Here is a 19,682-nt window from a genome sequence, read left to right as displayed (position 1 = left end):
AAAATGGGCCGCCAGAGGCAGCCCACAGATGTGATGTGTTTGTTTTAGTATTTTTTAGATCAGGCGACGGGCGGCTTCTACAACGATTTTCACCGCGTGGCTTTCGGTCTTTTTCATCGTTTCCGCGTCAGGAATTTCCTGCTGCGTGCGGTTTACGATAACACCGGCAACCATACCTGCGCGCAGGCCCTGGCTTGCACACATGGTCAACAGTGTGGCGGATTCCATCTCATAGTTCATCACGCCCATTTCCTGCCATTCTTTCATCGATTCTTTGAAGCGACGAACAACGCGGCCAGAGAAGGTGTCGTAACGTTCCTGACCCGGATAGAAGGTGTCAGAAGACGCGGTTACGCCGATGTGCGTGGCAGCACCAACAGATTCTGCCGCCGCAACCAGCGCCGTGGTACAGGCGAAATCGGCAACAGCCGGGAATTCCATCGGTGCAAAGTGCAGGCTCGCGCCATCAAGACGAACAGCAGCCGTTGTGACCAGAACATCGCCCACATTGATGTGCGGCTGAATAGCGCCGGTCGTACCTACGCGCAGGAAAGTCCGGATGCCCAGCTGTGCCAGCTCTTCCACCGCGATGGACGTAGACGGGCCGCCGATACCGGTTGAACAAACGATCACAGATTTGCCGTCAAGCTCAGCACGCCATGAGGTAAATTCGCGATGAGAAGCCAGACGCACCGGGTTCTCCATCAGTTTGGCAATTTTCTCCACGCGTTCCGGGTCGCCGGGAACAATCGCCAGCGTGGCACCGTTTAAATCTTTTTTGGCCAGGCCAAGATGGAAAACTTCAGGCTGAGACATAACAAACTCCTCTGTATGTAAGGTCATTTATTGGCAGGAGGAACACCCGGCAACTGTACTGAACATTGTGACGTTATTTCGTGACGGCAGTCACTATGATGTAACAACAAGAATCACGCATACATTTAATTTGTGACATAAATCACAAATTAAATGTATTACGCCGAAATTTTAACCAGACTGATACTTTGCAGGATGAAGTATTTTCCCGAACGGAAAAATAAAAGCAGGCGTTGCCATATCACTGATGAATGACGCCGCCTGCCAGTGAGGCTGATAAAAATTTAAATCAGGCCGGAACCGCTGCGGCTGCCGCACTACGCGACCAGACGCGATGTTTAGCCATTTCTTTCAGGAACTCTTTCAGCAATTTTCCTTCCGCCTTTTCGCCTTCAATAATCCCGTCCTCCGGTACGTCATCCGTCAGCCCAAGCAGCGGTTTAAAGCGACGGGCGTCTCCGCTCAGCCCGATAACTTTCAAATGTTTATAGGCTTCAAGCACATAATGACGGGAATCGCCGTTCATCAGCAAAGCATCAATGTGGCCGTGAGGCACAATAACAGCGTCCACGGTAATCGACGGCGAACCGGCAAACGTGGCGTCTACTGGCAATGTCGAACCATCATCGGCAATTACATTTCCCAAATGGCTGGCCAGAAGTTTGGGATGAACACCGGCAGCCTGTAACGCCTGCAAGGTTTCCAGCACATCAGCCGCGTTGACGCCTTCGCCCAGCAGCACGGCCACCTGACGCCCTTTTATCGTCCCTTTTCCGCTGGCGTACAAACTCAGTGATGGATCGGCTTCCAGACCATTAACCGGTTTCGGAGGCTTAACCTTTCTTGTCTGCGCGGAAAGTGTGATGCCCAGATTTTTCGCGACGATGGCCGCCAGAGTCTGGTCAACGTGCGCCAGCAAATCCACCACGCGTTCGCGAATATACGGCCGAACCACTTTGGACAACTCAAAGGAGAATGCTCCGGCGATATGATCCTGCTCCACTGGCGTCTGACTCAGCCAGAACAGGCGCGGATGCGCATAGTATTCTGCGAAGGATTCACTTCGCTGCCGAATTTTTTCAGCATCAATACGCTCAGGGTAACTTTCAAATCCGCCTCCGGACGCAGCCGGTGGCGTTTCTCGCGGCCAGTTATTGTTGATGGAATTCGGCTCGTAATTCGCCGGATTGGTATCTACATCCTGCCGGTGCATCCCGTCACGCTGGAAGTTATGGTACGGACAGGTTGGCCGGTTAATCGGGATTTCATGGAAATTCGGCCCGCCCAGACGGCTGATTTGCGTATCGGTGTAAGAGAACAAACGCCCCTGCAACAGCGGATCATTTGTAAAATCAATGCCGGGCACAACATGTCCCGGATGGAAAGCGACCTGCTCGGTTTCCGCGAAATAGTTGTCCGGATTACGGTTGAGCACCATTTTCCCGACAAGCTCCACCGGCACCAGTTTTTCAGGGATCAGCTTGGTCGGGTCGAGCAAATCGAAATCAAACTTGAATTCGTCTTCTTCCGGGATCAGCTGAACGCCCAGTTCATATTCGGGATAATCGCCGGCTTCGATGGCCTCCCACAAATCGCGCCGGTGGAAATCGGCATCTTTTCCCGCCAGTTTCTGTGCCTCGTCCCACAACAGAGAAGCCTTACCCGCCAGCGGTTTCCAGTGAAAACGGACAAACGTCGCTTTCCCTTTGGCATTCACAAAGCGGAAAGTGTGGATCCCGAAACCTTCCATCGTGCGGTAACTGCGCGGAATGCCCCGGTCAGACATCGCCCAAAAAACGTTATGCAGCGTTTCGGGCTGGAGGGAAACATAGTCCCAGAAGGAGTCATGCGCGCTGGCACCTTGCGGAATTTCGTTGTGCGGCTCGGGTTTAACGGCGTGGACAAAATCAGGAAATTTATGGGCATCCTGAATGAAGAAGACCGGCGTGTTATTACCGACCAGATCATAAATCCCTTCATCGGTATAAAACTTGGTGGCCCAGCCGCGAATATCACGAACCGTATCTGCTGACCCTTTCGAGCCCTGCACCGTCGAGAAACGCACAAAGACCGGCGTTATCTTTTTCGGGTCGGAGAGGAAACTGGCTTTCGTTAGCGCTTTCAGGCTGCGGTAAGGCTGGAAATAACCGTGCGCGGCGGCACCGCGCGCATGAACGATACGTTCAGGTATCCGCTCATGGTCAAAATGGGTAATTTTCTCGCGGAGGATGAAATCTTCCAGCAGTGTCGGCCCACGGCTGCCTGCTTTCAGCGAGTTCTGGTCATCAGCAATTTTGGTGCCCTGATTGGTTGTCAGCGGCTGCTTCTCGCCATTTTTTCGATGTCGCTCCAGCGCATCGAGTTTGGCGTTGGTGTTCTCCGGGCTTTTGGCACTGCCGGAGGCGGTCGGTTCTTTGCCGGGCGGCGTGGGTTGCGGTGAAGCCTGATAAGCGCTGTCGGATGGCGCGAGATTGCCCAGGCCCGGCTGAGAAGATTGACTGCCTGTGGCAGGGGCTCGGCTTACCGATTTTGACTCACTTTTCTTGGTCGTTTTAGACGGTGATTTCGACATTGAACATGACTCCTCATGAAAGATTCGGACGTTCTATGGTTCTTCCCTGACATATTTCCTGCATAACTTTTAACTATAAAACATCTGTTCTGCCTTGCTGTTCCAGCTTTCCGGCTATAGTTTTAATCCATAGAGCCAGATTTCCGTATGGACACTTGCATGGAGACCACGATGAAAAAAGAAGAAGAATTACTGACACTGAAACAGGCTCCGACCAGCTTTGCCCCTGCCGTGACACCGGTTGCCAGCACGACTATTCATACCGACACCGACGGGCTTCACGCGGGTCAGACGACCATTCCTTCGCAGGGTGAAGATCTTCCCGCCTATCTCGCCCGGCCGGAAAACTTCTCCGGAAAATTACCAATCATTCTGGTGGTCCAGGAGATTTTTGGCGTTCACGAACATATTCAGGATGTCTGCCGCCGGCTGGCAAAACAAGGATATCTGGCTATCGCGCCTGAGCTGTATTTCCGTCAGGGCGATCCACGCAATTACACCGAAATCAGCGAGCTGTTCGAAAAACTGGTCAGCAAAGTGCCGGATCAGCAGGTACTTTCCGATCTCGACCACACCGCGCATTGGGCATCGCAGCACGGCGGGGATATTTCCAAACTCGGGATTACCGGTTTCTGCTGGGGCGGCCGGATCGCCTGGCTGTATGCGGCGCACAACCCTCAACTGAAAGCGGGCGTGGCGTGGTACGGAAAACTGGTCGGCAACAAAACACTGACCAGCCCGACCAACCCGGTTGACCGTGCCGCCGCGCTTGATGCGCCGGTGTTAGGTTTGTACGGCGGTCAGGACACCGGCATTCCGCTGGATACAGTCGAAACTATGCGGCAGGCTATTCGCGCGGCCAATGCGACGGCGGAAATCGTGGTGTATCCGGATGCCGGCCATGCGTTTAATGCAGATTACCGCCCGAGTTATCACGCCGAAGCCGCCACCGATGGCTGGCAGCGTATGCTGGATTTCTTTGCACAGTATGGGGTGAAATAAAAAACACGGTGTGAAGTAGACAATCAAAAGTGAAACAAATAAAAAAACCCGGCCGGTTTTCCTGTCGGGTTTTTTGTTGTCTTTCAGAAGGTTATAACGACAACTTCCCGAAGGCGCCCTGCCAGTCCTGTTCAAATTTCTCGACGGCTGCCTGCACCGCAGGCGCGCTGATGAACTGCTCCGCCACATCCACCGGCATGGTGACCGACTGACATCCCGCCAGCAAACAAGCCAGCACCTGGCGCGGCGTTTTAAAGCTGGCGGCCAGCACTTTGGCGTGCGGTGCATGAAGCGACAGCAATTGCTGAAGCTCAGTCACAATCGCAATGCCGTCGCCGCCCTGCGCGTCCAGCCGGTTAACATACGGCGCGACATATTCTGCCCCGGCCAGTGCCGAAAGCAGCCCCGGACCTGCGCCATACACGGCGGTTCCCAGCGTTGGAATTTTTCGGGTACGCAGGATTTTAATGGCTGCCAGCCCTTCCGCCGTGACCGGAACTTTCACCACCAGCCCAGGAACGCGTGAATGAAGCAATTCGGCTTCTTCAACCATTTGTTCAGCCTGATTTGCCAGCACCTGCGCAAACAGTTTTCCTTCTCCGCCTAAAGCATCACGCAGCGCGGGCAAAACTTCCCATAATGACGTCCGGGCTTTTGCCACAATGCTCGGATTCGTCGTCACGCCCTGCAACGGCAAAATACGGGATAAACGTTTTACTGCGCTGATATCAGCCGTATCCAGATAAAGTTCCATACCCTCTCCTGTCAGAGTTCAAGTTCTTGTTTGAGCAGTGCTTCTATCTGCGCTGCTGTCGTTGAATTCATCAGCGCGTCGCGGAAACTGTCGTGCATGATTCGTCGCGCCAGCTTTGAGAAAATCCGCATATGCTGGTCGCCCGAAGCATGTTTATTCAGCGTCAGCATGATGACAAACTGTGCTTCTTCCTCGCCCCACTGCACCGGTTCAGGCAACTTCGCGACGCTGATCGTCGATTGTTCGATATGTTCTGATTTGGTATGCGGGATAGCAAAACCGAAACCCAGTCCGGTCGAAAATACGGCTTCACGCGCCCAGACGTCTGCTGCCAGTTTTCGCGGATAGCGACAACGTCCGGCCAGCATCAGGTTATCGACCATGCCTTTAATCACTTCCTCTTTGCTGCGCCAGTCCGCATTGAGCGCTACGCATTCTGTGGTGATCAGCGGTGCATCGTTCACAGCCATACGGAACTGTGCCAGCAAATGTTCAACCTCAAGCGACGTGCGGCACTGCATCGCACGGTTGAGCAACTGACGGCATTCCCGGCTGTCGAGATTTGCCAGACGCGCTTTCGTCACCGGCACCGACGGCGCACTCATGCTGATTTCATCCAGCCCGAGGCCGACGAGCAGCGGCAGTACGGAACCTTTTGCACCCAGTTCGCCGCATAAGCCAATCCATTTCCCGTGGTGATGTACTTCGCGTACGACGTGGTCAAGACCACGCAGGAATGCCGGATTCAGGCTGTTGTAATGACGGGTAACCTTGGTGTTATCCCGGTCAACGGCAAGCAAGTATTGCGTCAGGTCATTGCTGCCGATGCTAAAGAAATCAATCTCTTCACAGCACTGATCGATGATGAACATTACCGACGGCACTTCCAGCATGATCCCCAGCTGAATTTTTTCATCGAACGGGATTTGCTCACTGCGCAGCGACTGTTTGGCTTCCGCCAGTTTCTCTTTCACCCATAAAATCTCTTCCATCGAAGAAATCATCGGGATCATAATTTTCAGCGATCCGTGCGCGGAAGCACGCAGAATTGAACGCAGTTGCGTATGGAATAACGGCAGGAATTCCTGATAAATACGCACTGCGCGATAACCGAGGAACGGGTTATTTTCGGCAGGAATATTCAGATAATTGACCGGTTTATCGCCCCCGATATCCATGGTGCGGACGATAATGGTTTTGCCTTTAGCCGCTTCTGTTGCCTGGCAGTAAATGTTGTATAACTCGTCTTCGGAAGGCGCACTGGCGCGATCCATATACAGCATTTCTGTACGGAACAGCCCGACAGCTTCCGCGCCATTGTCAAATGCCGCACTGGCTTCCACCGAGTGGGCAATATTGGCCGCGACTTCAAGACGCACGCCGTCGGCGGTATAACCCGGTTTATCCAGATATTCGCTTTGCTGATTGCGCAGTGCCTGATGCACCGCCTGTTCCTGACGATAATAGCGCCTTACCGGCTCACTGAGCGCACAAGCCACCAGCCCGAGATCGCCGTCAATCTGCACATCCTGCCGCAGATATGCCTGTAATGGCTGCGGATCGACCCCAACCAGCGTGGGAATATTGAAAGACCGCGCGAGGATCACCGTGTGCGATGTGCTGCCACCGCTGCCGAGCAGTAATCCTTTAAGGTGTTGTTTATCCAGTTCGAGAAACTGGCTTGGCGTCAGTTCATCCGCCAGACAAATGCTCGCTTCACTCAGTTTTTGCTGGGATGCAAAACAATCCTCGCCATAGATTTGCTGCAACAGCTGGAAGCTGACATCACGAATGTCCAGTTCGCGTTCACGCAGATAGGCACTGGAAGATTGCGCCAGCTGTTGGCTGAAATGCTGAGCTGTTTCCACGATGCTTTGCGCGCAACTTTTTCCTTCCATGACATGCTTATGCAGCGCGTCACGCAGGCTGTTATCACGCAGCAAAGAACGATGCGCCTCCAGCACCGCGGTCACCGTGCCATTCCCTGCCATCAGCTGAAGTTCGATAGACTTCTCCAGCCCTGTCAGCCCGTGAGAAAGTAAACTCTGTTCTTTATCCGTACCTTGCGTCTCGGGTAAATCCGCCAGCGTCGCCAGATTCACGCGGGCAAGGCTGACCAGTTTCCCCAGCGCGCAGCCTTCACTGACGGAACGGGCGCGAAAGACCAGCGGAGAAAGATTTGCCAGAGATTCAGGAAGAGGTTCCCGCTCCGCCTGATCATCATGTTCAGGCAGGGCTTCATCACACAGCGGAAACTGGTGTTCAATAAAATGCGCCAGCGCGGCACAGGCGGCCTCTTCATCTTCCCCTTCCACGGTGACGTGACATTCATCACCCAGCAAAATATCCGCGCCAATCAGCGACAGAACACTTTTGCCATCGGCTTTGCGGTCAGAACGGGCATTGTGCCAGTGAAAAGAAGAATCAAATCCATTGCACAGCGTTTCAATATGGCTGGCCGGACGGGCATGAACACCATTTACCAGTACGCAGGTGAAGCTCAACTTCTTGGTCATTTCTGAATCCTCATCCCAAATTCCGGCGGATAAACCGGCTCATTGCAGGATAAGAGTCGCGCGGGCCAACTTGCTACCAGACAAAAATGACAAACACTGGACAAATGTAATGTCCGTCGCTTTTTGCGAGGCAGCTCACATTGAGTTCTGACGTAAAAACCTCTCCCCGACTCGGGTTATTTGAACCTGCTCGCATTTTTGAACTGAGCTTACAAAAGTCCAGTAAAACACAAATTTGTCCACTATTAGCGCCCCTGACGGCGGCCTATTGTGGTCGTCAATATCCTTTCAGCTTCCGAGGTTTTGCTGAAAAGGACGTTCCGTTATTTTCGCCCGACACCGGAGCCCACCATGAAAGAATTGCTTAATATTCTGAAAAATACCCGTCAGCACCTGATGACCGGCGTATCCCATATGATCCCTTTTGTGGTTGCGGGCGGCATTCTGCTGGCGGTCTCCGTCATGCTTTACGGCAAAGGCGCCGTGCCTGACGCAGCGACCGATCCGAATCTGAAAAAACTGTTTGATATTGGTGTGGCCGGTCTGACGCTGATGGTGCCTTTCCTGGCGGCTTACATCGGTTATTCCATTTCCGACCGCTCTGCGCTCGCGCCCGCAGCCATCGGTGCCTGGGTCGGCGCTTCCTTTGGGGCGGGCTTCTTCGGCGCGATCATCGCCGGTCTTCTCGGGGGGATCATCGTCTTCTATCTGAAGAAGATCCCGGTGCCGAAGATCCTGCGTTCCGTGATGCCGATCTTTGTGATCCCGATTATCGGTACCTTACTGACGGCGGGCATCATGATGTGGGGGCTGGGGGAACCGGTCGGGCTGCTGACTTCCTCGCTGACCCACTGGCTGCAAGGTCTGCAGCAGGGCAGCATTGTCGTGCTCGCCATCATTATGGGGCTGATGCTGGCCTTCGATATGGGCGGCCCGGTCAATAAAGTCGCCTACGCCTTTATGCTGATTTGCGTGGCACAGGGCGTTTATAGCGTCGTGGCAATTGCCGCAGTTGCTATCGCTACACCACCGCTGGGGCTGGGTTTCGCCACGCTGATTGGCCGTAAATACTATTCCACTGAAGAACGGGAAGCCGGAAAAGCCGCCCTGCTGATGGGTTGCGTCGGCGTCACTGAAGGCGCGATCCCTTTCGCCGCCGCCGACCCGCTGCGCGTTATTCCTTCCATCATGATGGGTTCTGCCTGTGCCGCCGTGACCGCCGCACTAGTTGGCGCGCAATGCTATGCCGGCTGGGGCGGGCTGATTGTTCTGCCTGTGGTGCAGGGAAAACTGGGCTACATCGGCGCATTGCTGGTCGGCATGGTGGCGACGGCTCTTTGCGTCAACCTGCTGAAACATCTGGCTGCCAAAAAACAATCCGCTAAAAAACATCCGGAATCCGACCTGGATCTGGATTTCGAAATTAACTGAACCCTGTGTAAAAAATAGAAGGATAAAAACATGACTCACATTATCGCTGTCACAGCTTGCCCGTGCGGCGTTGCCCACACCTATATGGCGGCGGAAGCCATTGAACGCGCGGCGAAAGCCAGAGGCTGGGAATGCAAAGTCGAAACTCAGGGCTCGATAGGCCTGGAAAATGAGCTGACCACTGCCGATGTCGCGGCTGCAGATATCGTGATCCTGACCAAAGATATTGGTATCAAACAGGAAGAACGCTTTAAGGGCAAAGTCACCGTTCGGGTCGCCATCAGCGATGCCGTTAAACGCGCTGATGCCATTATGGAAAAAATCGCGGCACATCTCGCCAAAGCCGCTGTCACGGACTGAAAGTAAGGAGAACAGGATGACTTCCCGCATCGAACGTCTGAAAAATGCGCTTTTCGCTAACCCGCGTGAAATCTCGCTGGAACGGGCTCTGTTATACACCGCAAGTCACCGTACGACTGAAGGCGAGTCCACGCTTTTGCGCCGGGCAAAAGCGACAGCCTGGATCCTTGATCACGTTGAAATTACCCTGCGTGAAGACGAACTGATTGCCGGCAACCGCACCGTCAAACCGCGAGCGGGGATCGTCTCTCCTGAAATGGACCCTTACTGGCTGCTTAAAGAACTGGATACATTTTCCACCCGTCCGCAGGATCGCTTTACGATTTCTGAGCAGGATAAACAGATTTACCGCGAACAGCTTTTCCCTTACTGGGAATCGCGCTCGATGAAAGATTTCATCAACAGTCAGATACCGGAAGACGTCAAAGCGGCTACCAAAACACAGATTTTCAGCATCAACCAGACCGATAAAGGCCAGGGGCACATCATTATTGATTACCCTCGCCTGCTCAGCGGCGGTCTTGATAACTTAATCGCTGAACTTAAACAGCATGTTAACGACGCGCCGGATAATGCGTTTTATCAGGCGGCACTGATTTTGCTCGAGGCTTCGCAGCGGCATATTTTGCGTTATGCGGCGCTGGCAGAGCAGATGGCGCTGGCATGCAGTGATCTGCAAAGAAAGGCTGAACTCGAACGTATTGCCCGCATATCGCAGCATATTTCCGGCAATAAGCCGCAGGATTTCTATCAGGCCTGTCAGCTGTTCTGGTACATGAATATTATTTTGCAGTACGAATCCAACGCCAGTTCGCTATCGCTCGGACGCTTCGATCAGTACATGTTGCCGTTCTATCAGCATTCCCTTTCACACGGCGAACAGCCGGAGTTTTTGAAAGAGCTGCTGGAAAGCCTGTGGGTGAAATGCAATGACATCGTGCTGTTACGTTCGACGTCGAGCGCCCGGTATTTCGCCGGTTTTCCCACGGGTTATACGATTTTACTCGGCGGTTTAACGGAGACGGGGCGCAGCGCGGTCAACGTGTTGTCATTCCTGTGTCTGGACGCTTATCAGAGCATCTACCTGCCGCAGCCCAATCTTGGTGTGCGGGTCAACGAACTCATCGACCGTCCGTTCCTGCTGAAAACAGCCGAAACTATCCGTCTCGGCACCGGCATTCCGCAAATCTTCAACGATGAAGTGGTGGTTCCGGCCTTCCTGAACCGCGGCGTGAGCCTCGAAGATGCCCGGGATTATGCGGTCGTCGGCTGCGTCGAATTGTCTATCCCAGGGAAAACGTACGGGCTGCATGACATCGCGATGTTCAACCTGCTGAAAGTCATGGAGTTAACGCTGCATGAGAACGAAGGAAATTCTGCGATTAACTATGCTGAGCTGGTGGAACAGATCCGCCAGAAAATCAGCCACTACGTGAAACTGATGGCGCAGGGCAGCAATATCTGCGATATCGGCCACCGCGACTGGGCACCGGTTCCGTTGCTGTCGTCTTTCATTGAAGGTTGTCTAAAAAGCGGGAAAGACATTACTGCTGGTGGCGCGCGCTATAATTTTTCCGGCGTTCAGGGCATCGGCATCGCAAACCTCAGCGACTCGTTGCATGCGCTGAAAGGGCTGGTGTTTGATCAGCAACGCCTGAGCTTTGATGAACTGCTTGCCTCGCTGAAAGAGAATTTCGCCAGCGAAGAAGGCCGCGCGATCCGCGCCCGCCTGATCAACCGCTTCGAGAAGTACGGCAACGACGTCGATGAAGTGGATTTAATCAGTGCCGATTTGCTGCGCTATTACTGCAAAGAAGTCGAACAGTACCGCAACCCGCGCGGCGGCCAGTTTACGCCGGGCTCTTACACTGTCTCTGCACATGTGCCGCTAGGCGCAGTAGTCGGAGCTACACCGGACGGTCGTTTTGCCGGTGAACAGCTGGCAGACGGCGGCCTTTCACCGATGCTCGGGCAGGATCATCAGGGGCCAACCGCGGTACTGAAATCCGTCAGTAAGCTCGACAATATGCTGCTCTCAAACGGCACTTTGCTGAACGTGAAATTTACGCCATCAACGCTGGAAGGTTTGCAGGGTCTGAATAAGCTGGCTGATTTTCTCGGCGCCTTCACCCGGCTGAAATTACAGCATGTTCAGTTCAACGTGGTGAATGCAGAACAGCTTCGTGAAGCGCAAAAGCGTCCGCAGGATTTCGCCGGATTAGTGGTCAGGGTCGCCGGATACAGCGCGTTCTTTGTCGAACTGTCAAAGGAGATTCAGGATGACATTATCGGTCGCACCGCACACCAGCTCTGACCTGCGGATCCCCATGGTCAACGGAGCTTGTGAAACCACTGAAAAATCCCCGACGGGGCGCATTTTTAACATTCAGCGATTTTCTCTCAACGACGGTCAGGGGATCCGCACGATGGTTTTCTTCAAAGGTTGCCCGCACCGCTGCCCGTGGTGCGCTAACCCGGAATCCATGTCGCCCCGGATCCAGACCATCAAACGTCAGGCGAAATGCCTGAACTGCCGGACCTGTTTGCAGGATCCGCAGGAATGCCCGAGCGGCGCACTGGAATATGTAGGCGAAGACATTACGCTGCCAGCGCTGATGTCCCGCCTGCTCAAGGATGAAGTTTTTTTCCGATCATCCGGCGGTGGCATCACGCTTTCCGGTGGCGAAGTGCTGATGCAACCGGTTTTTGCCCGCGAGTTGTTGAAGGAATTACAGGGCCTCGGGATACACACGGCCATTGAAACCGCAGGCGATGTTCCACGGGATCATTTGCTTTCGGTGGTTGAACACTGCGATCAGGTTTTATTTGATTTCAAAATCATGGACGCCACGCTGGCCCGCACCCTGCTCAACATGAATCAACCCCGGGTGCTGGAAAATTTTCAGGCGCTGACCCAGCGCGATGTGGAACTGCTTCCGCGCGTTCCCCTGATCCCTGGCTACACGCTGACACAGGAAAATCTGCGTCAGATCCTGGATTTCCTTAAACCCTTCAACTTAAATGAAATCCATCTGTTACCCTTCCACAAATACGGAGAAGCAAAATATCCGTTATTAGGAAAAACCTATTCGATGCACAAAACACTGGTGCCGGATGCCGTCGCACTTGCGCCATTGCGCGCAATGGCTGAAAGCTATGGGTATACCGTGACGATGGGCGGGTAAAATTTCCAGCTACGGGGAACGGCAAATGTCATTAAAACTGGTCGGAGTCACGGCCTGCATCAGCGGTGTCGCTCACACATATATGGCGGCTGAACGCCTGGAAAAGCTGTGTTTGCAGGAAAAATGGCAGGTGAAAGTGGAGACGCAGGGCGCGCTGGGTGTCGAAAACGCGCTCTCGGAAAGCGATATTGCTCAGGCAGATATCGTTTTGCTTATCACGGAGATCCAGCTGGAAAACAGTGACCGTTTTACTCACAGCCGCTGCGTACAGACAGGCATTCACACTTTTTTGCGCACGCCGGATAAAGTCATGGCCGCCGTGAAAAAGATCGCCTCATCTCCGCAGGGTACGCGCATCGTTCTCGCATAATAAGGGCCGTCAGCGCTTCTACGGCTCCAGACTCTCAAACTGGCTGCGATACTGGCGGCGATATTCGGAAGGGGAACGTTCGGTGCTTTTCTTAAACTGGCGGCAAAAATAGTTGCTGTCGATGTACCCGCAGGCATGGGCGACTTCTTTCACTTTCATGTCATATCCTTTCAGTAGATTTTTTGCCTGTTCCAGCCGGACATAGTTCAGGTATTCGTTCAGCCCAATCCCGCCGCTTTTCTGAAACAAATGTGACAGATAATTCGGTGAAATATAAAACGCCTTGGCGACTGAATCGCGGGTGAGCGGTTCGCGGTAATGCTCTTCGATATGCTGGCGTACCGCGCCGAAGAGCGCCTGGCTGCGTGAGGCGGTATGCGCCGAGGAACTGAATAAATCCTGCGCATGGCTCAGTAACCCTTTCACCAGGAACCGCGCCGTCAGCTGATCCGCCTGGTGCCACGCCAGTTCATTGAGCGCCTGCAACATAAAAGCGCCTACGCGCGGCCCGCGCCTGCCAGTATTGCCTTTTTCACGTGAATCAAACTGTTTGCCGTCCCAGCCGAGCAGGCTGAAACCCAGCTGTTGTTTGCCAAATAACAGGCTCAGGGTGCGAACCGGCGTTTGCCACTGCGGACTATTCCAGCCTTTTGCCGGCACAAATAGCACATCCCCCGCCTGCATGCAGACAACCTGACTCACGCCCTGCTCATTTTCCCATTCCATCATCTGCTCCCCTCCGAGGACGAGTTCCAGACGCGGAAAATCTACCTGATACGCAAGTGCCGGCACCGGATGCAGGGCACCGGCAAAAAAGACCTGCCGGACGCCTTCGGGTTGCTCAATTACCGGAGATAAAACGGAAAAAAGAGGATGCGTCATGTTCAGATTACCTGTCAGCGGAATCACGCCATCATAACTAACCTGCGACGCAGAAAGAAAAGGAAGTCACAAATTTGGGAGGAGTACCGGGAAATCCGGCCTGCCGGTGAAGCGGCGGGCCGGAAACATCAGCTTATACCTGCGGAGGCTGGAGCTTATGCCTGCGGAGGCTGGCCGTTGGACGCCGACAAACCGCCATCGACCGGCAGGTTTACGCCCGTCACGAAGCGGGCATCATGGCTGGCCAGAAACGCAATCACATCCGCGATTTCTTCCGGCTCCGCACCACGTCCCAGCGGAATTCGTTCGGCAAATTTAGCCAGCAACGGCTTGTTGTCTTTAATTCCGGCCGCCATCTCCGTAAAGGTCAGCGACGGACACACCGCGTTAACACGCACGCCGTCTTTACCGTGGTCCATCGCAATCGAGCGGGTAAAGTTCGTCACGCCGCCTTTCGCCGCGTTATAGAAACTCATTCCCCAGTCGCCGCCGGTACCGGAAACCGAGGAAATGTTGACAATATTTCCCTTACTTTTGATCAATGCAGGCATGAAGAATCGCGTGCAGTAAAAGACGCCGCTCAGATCGATGGCGATAATTTTCTGCCAGTCATCAAGGCTCGCTTCGGTCGCTTTACCCTGCACAACCACGCCTGCGGCGTTAACCAGCACATCAACACGCCCGAATTTGTCTTCGATCACCGCCGCCATCCGCTCCACATCCTGCGCGGAAGAAACATCCGCCAGATGAATGTAATACTGCGTACTGCTTAGCGTTTTGGCGACTTTCTCCAGTTTCTCTTTCGTTCTCCCGACCAGCACGACTATCGCGCCTTCTGAAGAAAAACGCCGTGCGGATGCCGCACCCATACCGGAACCTGCGCCCGTTACTACCACGACTTTGTCTGTAAACCGGTTCATATTTTCTCCCTGTCTGTTGGGTAAAAAGAAAGTTAATCCTGATTTAAGCCTAGCGGAGAAAGGCGCAACGCGTAGAAACTGCCTGAGGCTGAGTGCCGTAATCGCGCTACAGCCGCCGTATGACGGGGGATGAAACAGACGTAACAAAGTGCGAATGTGCACCAAAAAAAGGGGCACCGGAGTGCCCCAAAACGTGTCAGCAACAACACAACGACTCTTTAATTCAGGCTTTCTCAGCGCGCAGACGCTTGGCGGCTTTAACCATGTTTTCCAGCGATTCGCGGGTTTCCGGCCAGCCGCGGGTTTTCAGGCCACAGTCCGGGTTGACCCACAGGCGTTCCGCCGGAATACGATCCGCGGCTTTACGCAGTAAATCCTCAATCCACTCCACGCTTGGCACGTTAGGTGAGTGAATGTCGTAAACGCCCGGCCCGATTTCATTCGGGTACTCGAAGTCTTTAAACGATTCCAGCAAGTCCATATCGGAACGCGAGGTTTCGATGGTGATCACGTCAGCATCCAGCGCGGCAATGGAATCCATGATGTCGTTGAATTCGCAGTAACACATGTGGGTGTGGATCTGCGTGTCATCGCTGGCAATCGCGGCGTTCAGTTTGAACGCATCTACCGCCCAGCGGAGGTAAGCATTCCATTCAGACTGGCGCAGCGGCAGACCTTCGCGCAGTGCCGGTTCGTCAATCTGAATGATACCGATACCGGCTTTTTCCAGATCTTCCACTTCATCACGCAGCGCCAGCGCGATTTGTTTAGCGATGGTTTCGCGGCTGACATCTTCACGCGGGAAGGACCAGCAGAGAATAGTGATCGGGCCGGTCAGCATGCCTTTCACCGGTTTTTCGGTCAGCGACTGCGCATACTTCGCCCACTCCACGGTAATGGCTTGCGGACGGCTGACATCGCCGATAATCACCGGCGGTTTCACGCAACGTGAACCGTAGCTTTGTACCCAGCCGTTTTGCGTGAATACAAAACCGTCCAGATGCTCGCCGAAATATTCCACCATGTCGTTACGTTCAGCTTCACCATGCACCAGCACGTCGATATCCAGACGTTCCTGTTCTTTAATGGCCTGCTTAATATGTTCGCTGATACCGGTGCGGTATTTGGTGTTATCCAGCCGACCTTGTTTAAAGTCCAGACGCAGGCCGCGAATTTCAGTGGTTTGCGGGAATGAGCCGATGGTGGTGGTCGGCCAGGCAGGCAGGTTGAAACGGGCACGCTGCGCTTTAGCACGTTCGGTATAAACGTGCTGACGCTCGATATCTGTGGCCGTAATCGCCGCCACGCGTTGACCGACTGCCGGATTATTCACGCGGGCGGATTCACGGCGGGCACGGATGGGCGCGCTGTATTCGGCCAGTTTCAGCTGCGCTTCCGCAGTCGGATGGTTCAGCGCAGACGTCAACAGTGACAGCTCGGCACATTTTTGCAGGGCGAAGGCGAACCAGCTTTTCACTTCTTCATCCAGACGGCTTTCGACGCTTAAATCAATCGGACTGTGCAGCAGGGAACAAGAGCTGCCGATCCAGACGTTGCGCCCTACCACCAGAGGTTTCAGACGGTCAAACCAGGTGCTCAGATCAGCACGCCAGACGTTACGGCCATTGATCACCCCCAGAGAAATCAGCCAGTTTTTTGGCAGTTTACTGATGACGGCTTGCAAATCATCGCGACCAGCGACGGCATCAATGTGTAACCCCTGAACCGGCAGCTGACGGATAGTGTCGAGATTATGTCCGACGCTGTCGAAATAGGTGGTCAGCAGCAGTTTGGTTTTGCTCTGTTCCAGTGCGGTATAAGCCGGTTTGTACGCGTCCAGCCATTCCTGCGGTAATTCCAGCACCAGCGCCGGTTCGTCAATCTGCACCCACTCAACATCGCGTTTTGCCAGTTCAGCCAGCACCTGCTGATAAACAGGCAGAATGTCGTTGAGCAGGGAAAGGCGGTCAAACTGTTCGCCTTTGACTTTGCCGAGCCACAGATAGGTCAGCGGGCCCAGCAGAACAGGTTTCACTTTGTGGCCGAGCGCCAGCGCTTCGTCCACTTCTTCCAGCAGTTGTGTCCAGGTCAGTTTGAATTTCTGCCCTTTCACAAACTCCGGCACCATGTAGTGATAGTTGGTGTTAAACCATTTGGTCATTTCCGCTGCCGCCGCCGGTTTACCGGTCGGTGCGCGGCCACGGCCAAGGCGGAATAAGGTATCGAGATCCACAGAGCCGTCGTCATTCTGATGACGTGCCGGCACGTTGCCCAGCAGGAGGCTGGTGGTCAGTACGTGATCGTACCAGGCGAAATCGCCCACCGGCACTAAATCCACGCCTGCTTCAGCTTGTTGCTTCCAGTGACGGGCGCGGAGTTCACGTCCGGTTGCCAGCAGTTCTTCCTGAGTGGAATTGCCTGCCCAGTAGCTTTCTTGTGCTTTTTTAAGTTCACGACGCAGACCAACGCGTGGAAAACCCAGAGTGTGATTCAGTATCGTCATCTTTTTAGTTCCTGTTTAGCCATCCAGATGTTTACACATCCATAATCCGCAGGTACTGTATAATCCACAAGCGCAAATTATTCATGACACAGTGAAGGACTCTCATGATCGAACTGAAACACCTGCGAACGTTGCAAGCACTGCGCAACACCGGGTCACTGGCCGCCGCCGCCTCGCAGCTTCATCAGACACAATCGGCCCTGTCGCACCAGTTCAGCGACCTTGAGCAACGGCTGGGTTTCAGGTTGTTCGTGCGGAAAAGTCAGCCTTTACGCTTTACGCCGCAGGGCGAAATCATGCTGAATCTGGCAGAACAGGTGCTGCCGCAAATCCAGCAGGCGTTGCAGGCGTGCAATGAGCCGCACCAGACTTCACTGCGCATCGCGATTGAGTGCCACAGCTGTATTCAGTGGCTGACGCCCGCGCTGGATAACTTCCACCAGAACTGGCCGCATGTGGTGATGGATTTCAAATCCGGCGTGACGTTTGACCCGCAACCGGCGCTGCAACAGGGCGAGCTGGATATCGTGCTGACCTCCGATATTCTGCCGCGCAGCGGTTTGCACTACTCCCCGATGTTCGATTACGAAGTCCGTCTGGTGCTGGCACCGGATCATCCGCTGGCGGCTAAAACCGTGATTTCGCCGGAAGATTTGAGTACGGAAACCCTGATGATTTATCCGGTTCAGCGTCAGCGGCTGGATATCTGGCGGCATTTTCTCCAACCGGCAGGGGTCAGCCCGTCGCTGAAAAGCGTCGATAACACATTGTTATTAATCCAGATGGTGTCGGCGAGAATGGGGATTGCGGCGTTACCGCACTGGGTCGTAGAAAGTTTTGAGCGCCAGGGCCTCGTCGTAACGAAGACCCTGGGCGAAGGTTTATGGAGCCGTCTGTTCGCCGCCGTGCGCGACGGCGAACAGCGTCAGCCGGTGACCGAAGCGTTTATTCGTTCGGCGCGCCAGCACGCGTGCGATCATCTGCCGTTTGTTCGCGACGCGGCACGACCCAACGCCGGTGTACCCACAGTGAGGACATAATCACTGCTGCGCCAATAATAAAGCTCGGCCAGTGCGGCTGCTGTTGCCAGATTGCCAGATTCACCAGCAGCCCCGCCGGGACGTGGAAGTTGTTCATAATTCCCAGCGTTCCCGCATCAACCTGCGTCGCACCGTAGTTCCACATGAAATACCCCAGCCCTGAAGCACCAATGCCCAGCCACACCAGAATCCCCCATTGCAGGTTCGTGGTCGGTAATTTTTGCGGATTGCCCCACAGGAACCAGGCCACCACCGCGCACAACAGTGCCCCAAGATAGAACCAGGAAAACGCCGTATGCTGCGGCATCGGACGGGTTTCCATCAGGCGTTTATAGCCCACCTGCCCGATGGCAAAACAGATGTTCGCCGCCTGCACCAGCAGCAAACCAATGATGAAATGTTCGCTGATGTGGTCGTAACGAATAATCGCCGCGCCCGCGACCGCCAGCAGGGCGCTCAGCGCATAACCGATACGGATTTTGCGGCCACTGATCAGGTCATAAATCAGTGTGACGTACAGCGGCGTCATCACTGTAAATAGCAGGAATTCCGGTACCGAAAGGTACAGATACGCTTCGAAGCTGATGAGATACATGATGCCAAGCTGCATCGCGCCCACCGCCATGTACAACAAAATGGTGGTGAGCTGATGACCTTTCCAGCGCAGGAACGGCAGGAAAACCAGCGCCGCCAGTCCTAAACGGACTAATACGGAAAACACGCTGTCAACCTGTCCGGCCAGATAGACGCCGATCAGGCTGAACGAAAAGGCCCACAAAATGGTGGTGATAATGAGTAAAGGCACGGCAGTTGAGCCCTAAAATGATAAAGATGGATGATTGTAGCGGAATGAAGGAAACCGCGAAGCGTGAAGGTGGTTTACATCTGTTCAATTATAGAGCAAACGAGAGCGACAGCACGCTTTGAGGGAAACGTGCGCTCAAAGGACACGTTCACGGCTGCGATGGCATACACTTAACGGATGACTGAAAACGGAGGATGAACTGATGAAATGTTTATATGGAATGCTCGCCGCGCTGCCGCTGCTGTTTGCTGTTCAGACCACCAGTGCAGTCGAAAAAGTGCCGAACCCTGACGATCCGCTGCTGAACAATCCGTCGCAACAACGCATGCAACAACAACAGCAGAACAATCAGCAGATGCAGAAACGTCAGCAGGAGCAGGATATGCGTAACAGTCAGCAGCAACAGCAGCTGAAGCTGAAATCGCAGATCCAGAGCAATCAGCAACGTTTACAGATCCAGCAGAATAACCAGACGCTGGGTCAGAAGCTGAATCAGACGCCGTAATCCCCCTTCAGGCGCGGTGTT

General features: G+C 54.1%; 16 protein-coding genes. 8 read left to right on the top strand and 8 right to left on the bottom strand.

What is annotated here, in order from left to right; all coding sequences use genetic code 11:
• Positions 1-54: 54 nt before the first annotated feature.
• On the bottom strand, positions 55-816 hold the full coding sequence (udp, locus tag J8X26_RS17295) for a uridine phosphorylase (RefSeq protein ID WP_101079380.1): 762 nt from the start codon (positions 814-816) through the stop codon (positions 55-57).
• 289 nt (positions 817-1,105) lie between these two features.
• The gene (gene katE, locus J8X26_RS17290; RefSeq protein WP_208951490.1) at positions 1,106-3,388 is read right to left on the bottom strand and encodes a catalase HPII; all 2,283 of its coding nucleotides are present in this window, start codon (positions 3,386-3,388) and stop codon (positions 1,106-1,108) included.
• Between the two features lie 171 nt (positions 3,389-3,559).
• On the opposite strand from katE, the gene J8X26_RS17285 reads away from it, so the two are divergent.
• Positions 3,560-4,390, top strand: coding sequence for a dienelactone hydrolase family protein (locus J8X26_RS17285; protein ID WP_165061825.1), 831 nt, complete (start codon positions 3,560-3,562; stop codon positions 4,388-4,390).
• A gap of 91 nt (positions 4,391-4,481) precedes the next feature.
• On the opposite strand, the gene fsa is transcribed toward J8X26_RS17285, so the two are convergent.
• Complete coding sequence (fsa, locus tag J8X26_RS17280) at positions 4,482-5,144, bottom strand: fructose-6-phosphate aldolase (protein WP_208951489.1); 663 nt, start codon at positions 5,142-5,144, stop codon at positions 4,482-4,484.
• Between the two features lie 11 nt (positions 5,145-5,155).
• A complete protein-coding gene (gene ptsP / locus J8X26_RS17275) occupies positions 5,156-7,660 on the bottom strand; it encodes a phosphoenolpyruvate--protein phosphotransferase (protein ID WP_208951488.1) in 2,505 nt (834 codons plus the stop codon).
• A 351-nt stretch (positions 7,661-8,011) separates the two neighbouring features.
• Between ptsP and J8X26_RS17270 the strand changes: the two genes are divergently transcribed.
• The 5 genes from J8X26_RS17270 to J8X26_RS17250 are packed head-to-tail and all read left to right on the top strand — an operon-like array spanning position 8,012 to position 13,006.
• Positions 8,012-9,091 carry a PTS fructose transporter subunit EIIC gene (locus J8X26_RS17270; protein WP_208951487.1) on the top strand — a complete coding sequence of 360 codons (1,080 nt, stop codon included), beginning with the start codon at positions 8,012-8,014 and terminating at the stop codon, positions 9,089-9,091.
• A gap of 30 nt (positions 9,092-9,121) precedes the next feature.
• Complete coding sequence (locus J8X26_RS17265; protein WP_208951486.1) at positions 9,122-9,451, top strand: PTS fructose-like transporter subunit IIB; 330 nt, start codon at positions 9,122-9,124, stop codon at positions 9,449-9,451.
• 16 nt (positions 9,452-9,467) lie between these two features.
• On the top strand, positions 9,468-11,765 hold the full coding sequence (locus tag J8X26_RS17260; RefSeq protein ID WP_208951485.1) for a formate C-acetyltransferase: 2,298 nt from the start codon (positions 9,468-9,470) through the stop codon (positions 11,763-11,765).
• Between the two features lie 13 nt (positions 11,766-11,778).
• Positions 11,779-12,636 (top strand): [formate-C-acetyltransferase]-activating enzyme, encoded by an 858-nt coding sequence (locus J8X26_RS17255; RefSeq protein WP_244370645.1) that lies wholly within the window; start codon positions 11,779-11,781, stop codon positions 12,634-12,636.
• Positions 12,637-12,661: 25 nt separating this feature from the next.
• Complete coding sequence (locus J8X26_RS17250; RefSeq protein WP_152324813.1) at positions 12,662-13,006, top strand: PTS fructose-like transporter subunit IIB; 345 nt, start codon at positions 12,662-12,664, stop codon at positions 13,004-13,006.
• Positions 13,007-13,024: 18 nt separating this feature from the next.
• Here J8X26_RS17250 and J8X26_RS17245 read toward each other — a convergent pair whose 3' ends face one another.
• From J8X26_RS17245 to metE, 3 genes are all read right to left on the bottom strand, one after another.
• The gene (locus J8X26_RS17245; RefSeq protein WP_165061835.1) at positions 13,025-13,888 is read right to left on the bottom strand and encodes an AraC family transcriptional regulator; all 864 of its coding nucleotides are present in this window, start codon (positions 13,886-13,888) and stop codon (positions 13,025-13,027) included.
• Between the two features lie 155 nt (positions 13,889-14,043).
• Positions 14,044-14,808, bottom strand: coding sequence for an SDR family NAD(P)-dependent oxidoreductase (locus J8X26_RS17240; protein WP_152324811.1), 765 nt, complete (start codon positions 14,806-14,808; stop codon positions 14,044-14,046).
• Positions 14,809-15,031: 223 nt separating this feature from the next.
• Positions 15,032-17,311: a 5-methyltetrahydropteroyltriglutamate--homocysteine S-methyltransferase gene (gene metE, locus J8X26_RS17235; RefSeq protein WP_208951483.1), complete on the bottom strand. Its 2,280-nt coding sequence runs from the start codon at positions 17,309-17,311 to the stop codon at positions 15,032-15,034.
• A 104-nt stretch (positions 17,312-17,415) separates the two neighbouring features.
• On the opposite strand from metE, the gene metR reads away from it, so the two are divergent.
• Positions 17,416-18,351, top strand: coding sequence for an HTH-type transcriptional regulator MetR (metR, locus tag J8X26_RS17230; RefSeq protein ID WP_165061841.1), 936 nt, complete (start codon positions 17,416-17,418; stop codon positions 18,349-18,351).
• Here the strand turns inward: metR and J8X26_RS17225 are convergent.
• Positions 18,257-19,156 carry a carboxylate/amino acid/amine transporter gene (locus tag J8X26_RS17225; protein WP_152324808.1) on the bottom strand — a complete coding sequence of 300 codons (900 nt, stop codon included), beginning with the start codon at positions 19,154-19,156 and terminating at the stop codon, positions 18,257-18,259. The two genes, metR and J8X26_RS17225, sit on opposite strands and share 95 nt — an antisense overlap.
• A 202-nt stretch (positions 19,157-19,358) precedes the next feature.
• Here J8X26_RS17225 and J8X26_RS17220 point away from each other — a divergent pair, with 202 nt between their 5' ends.
• Entirely contained in the window at positions 19,359-19,661 is a 303-nt protein-coding gene (locus tag J8X26_RS17220) for a DUF2756 domain-containing protein (RefSeq protein WP_152324807.1), read from the top strand.
• The last annotated feature ends 21 nt before the right edge of the window (positions 19,662-19,682 follow it).

The organism is Rahnella sp. ChDrAdgB13 (assembly GCF_017655185.1).
In the GTDB taxonomy this organism is placed as follows: Bacteria; Pseudomonadota; Gammaproteobacteria; order Enterobacterales; family Enterobacteriaceae; genus Rahnella; species Rahnella contaminans.
This window is presented reverse-complemented; position numbering and strand designations above follow the sequence as displayed.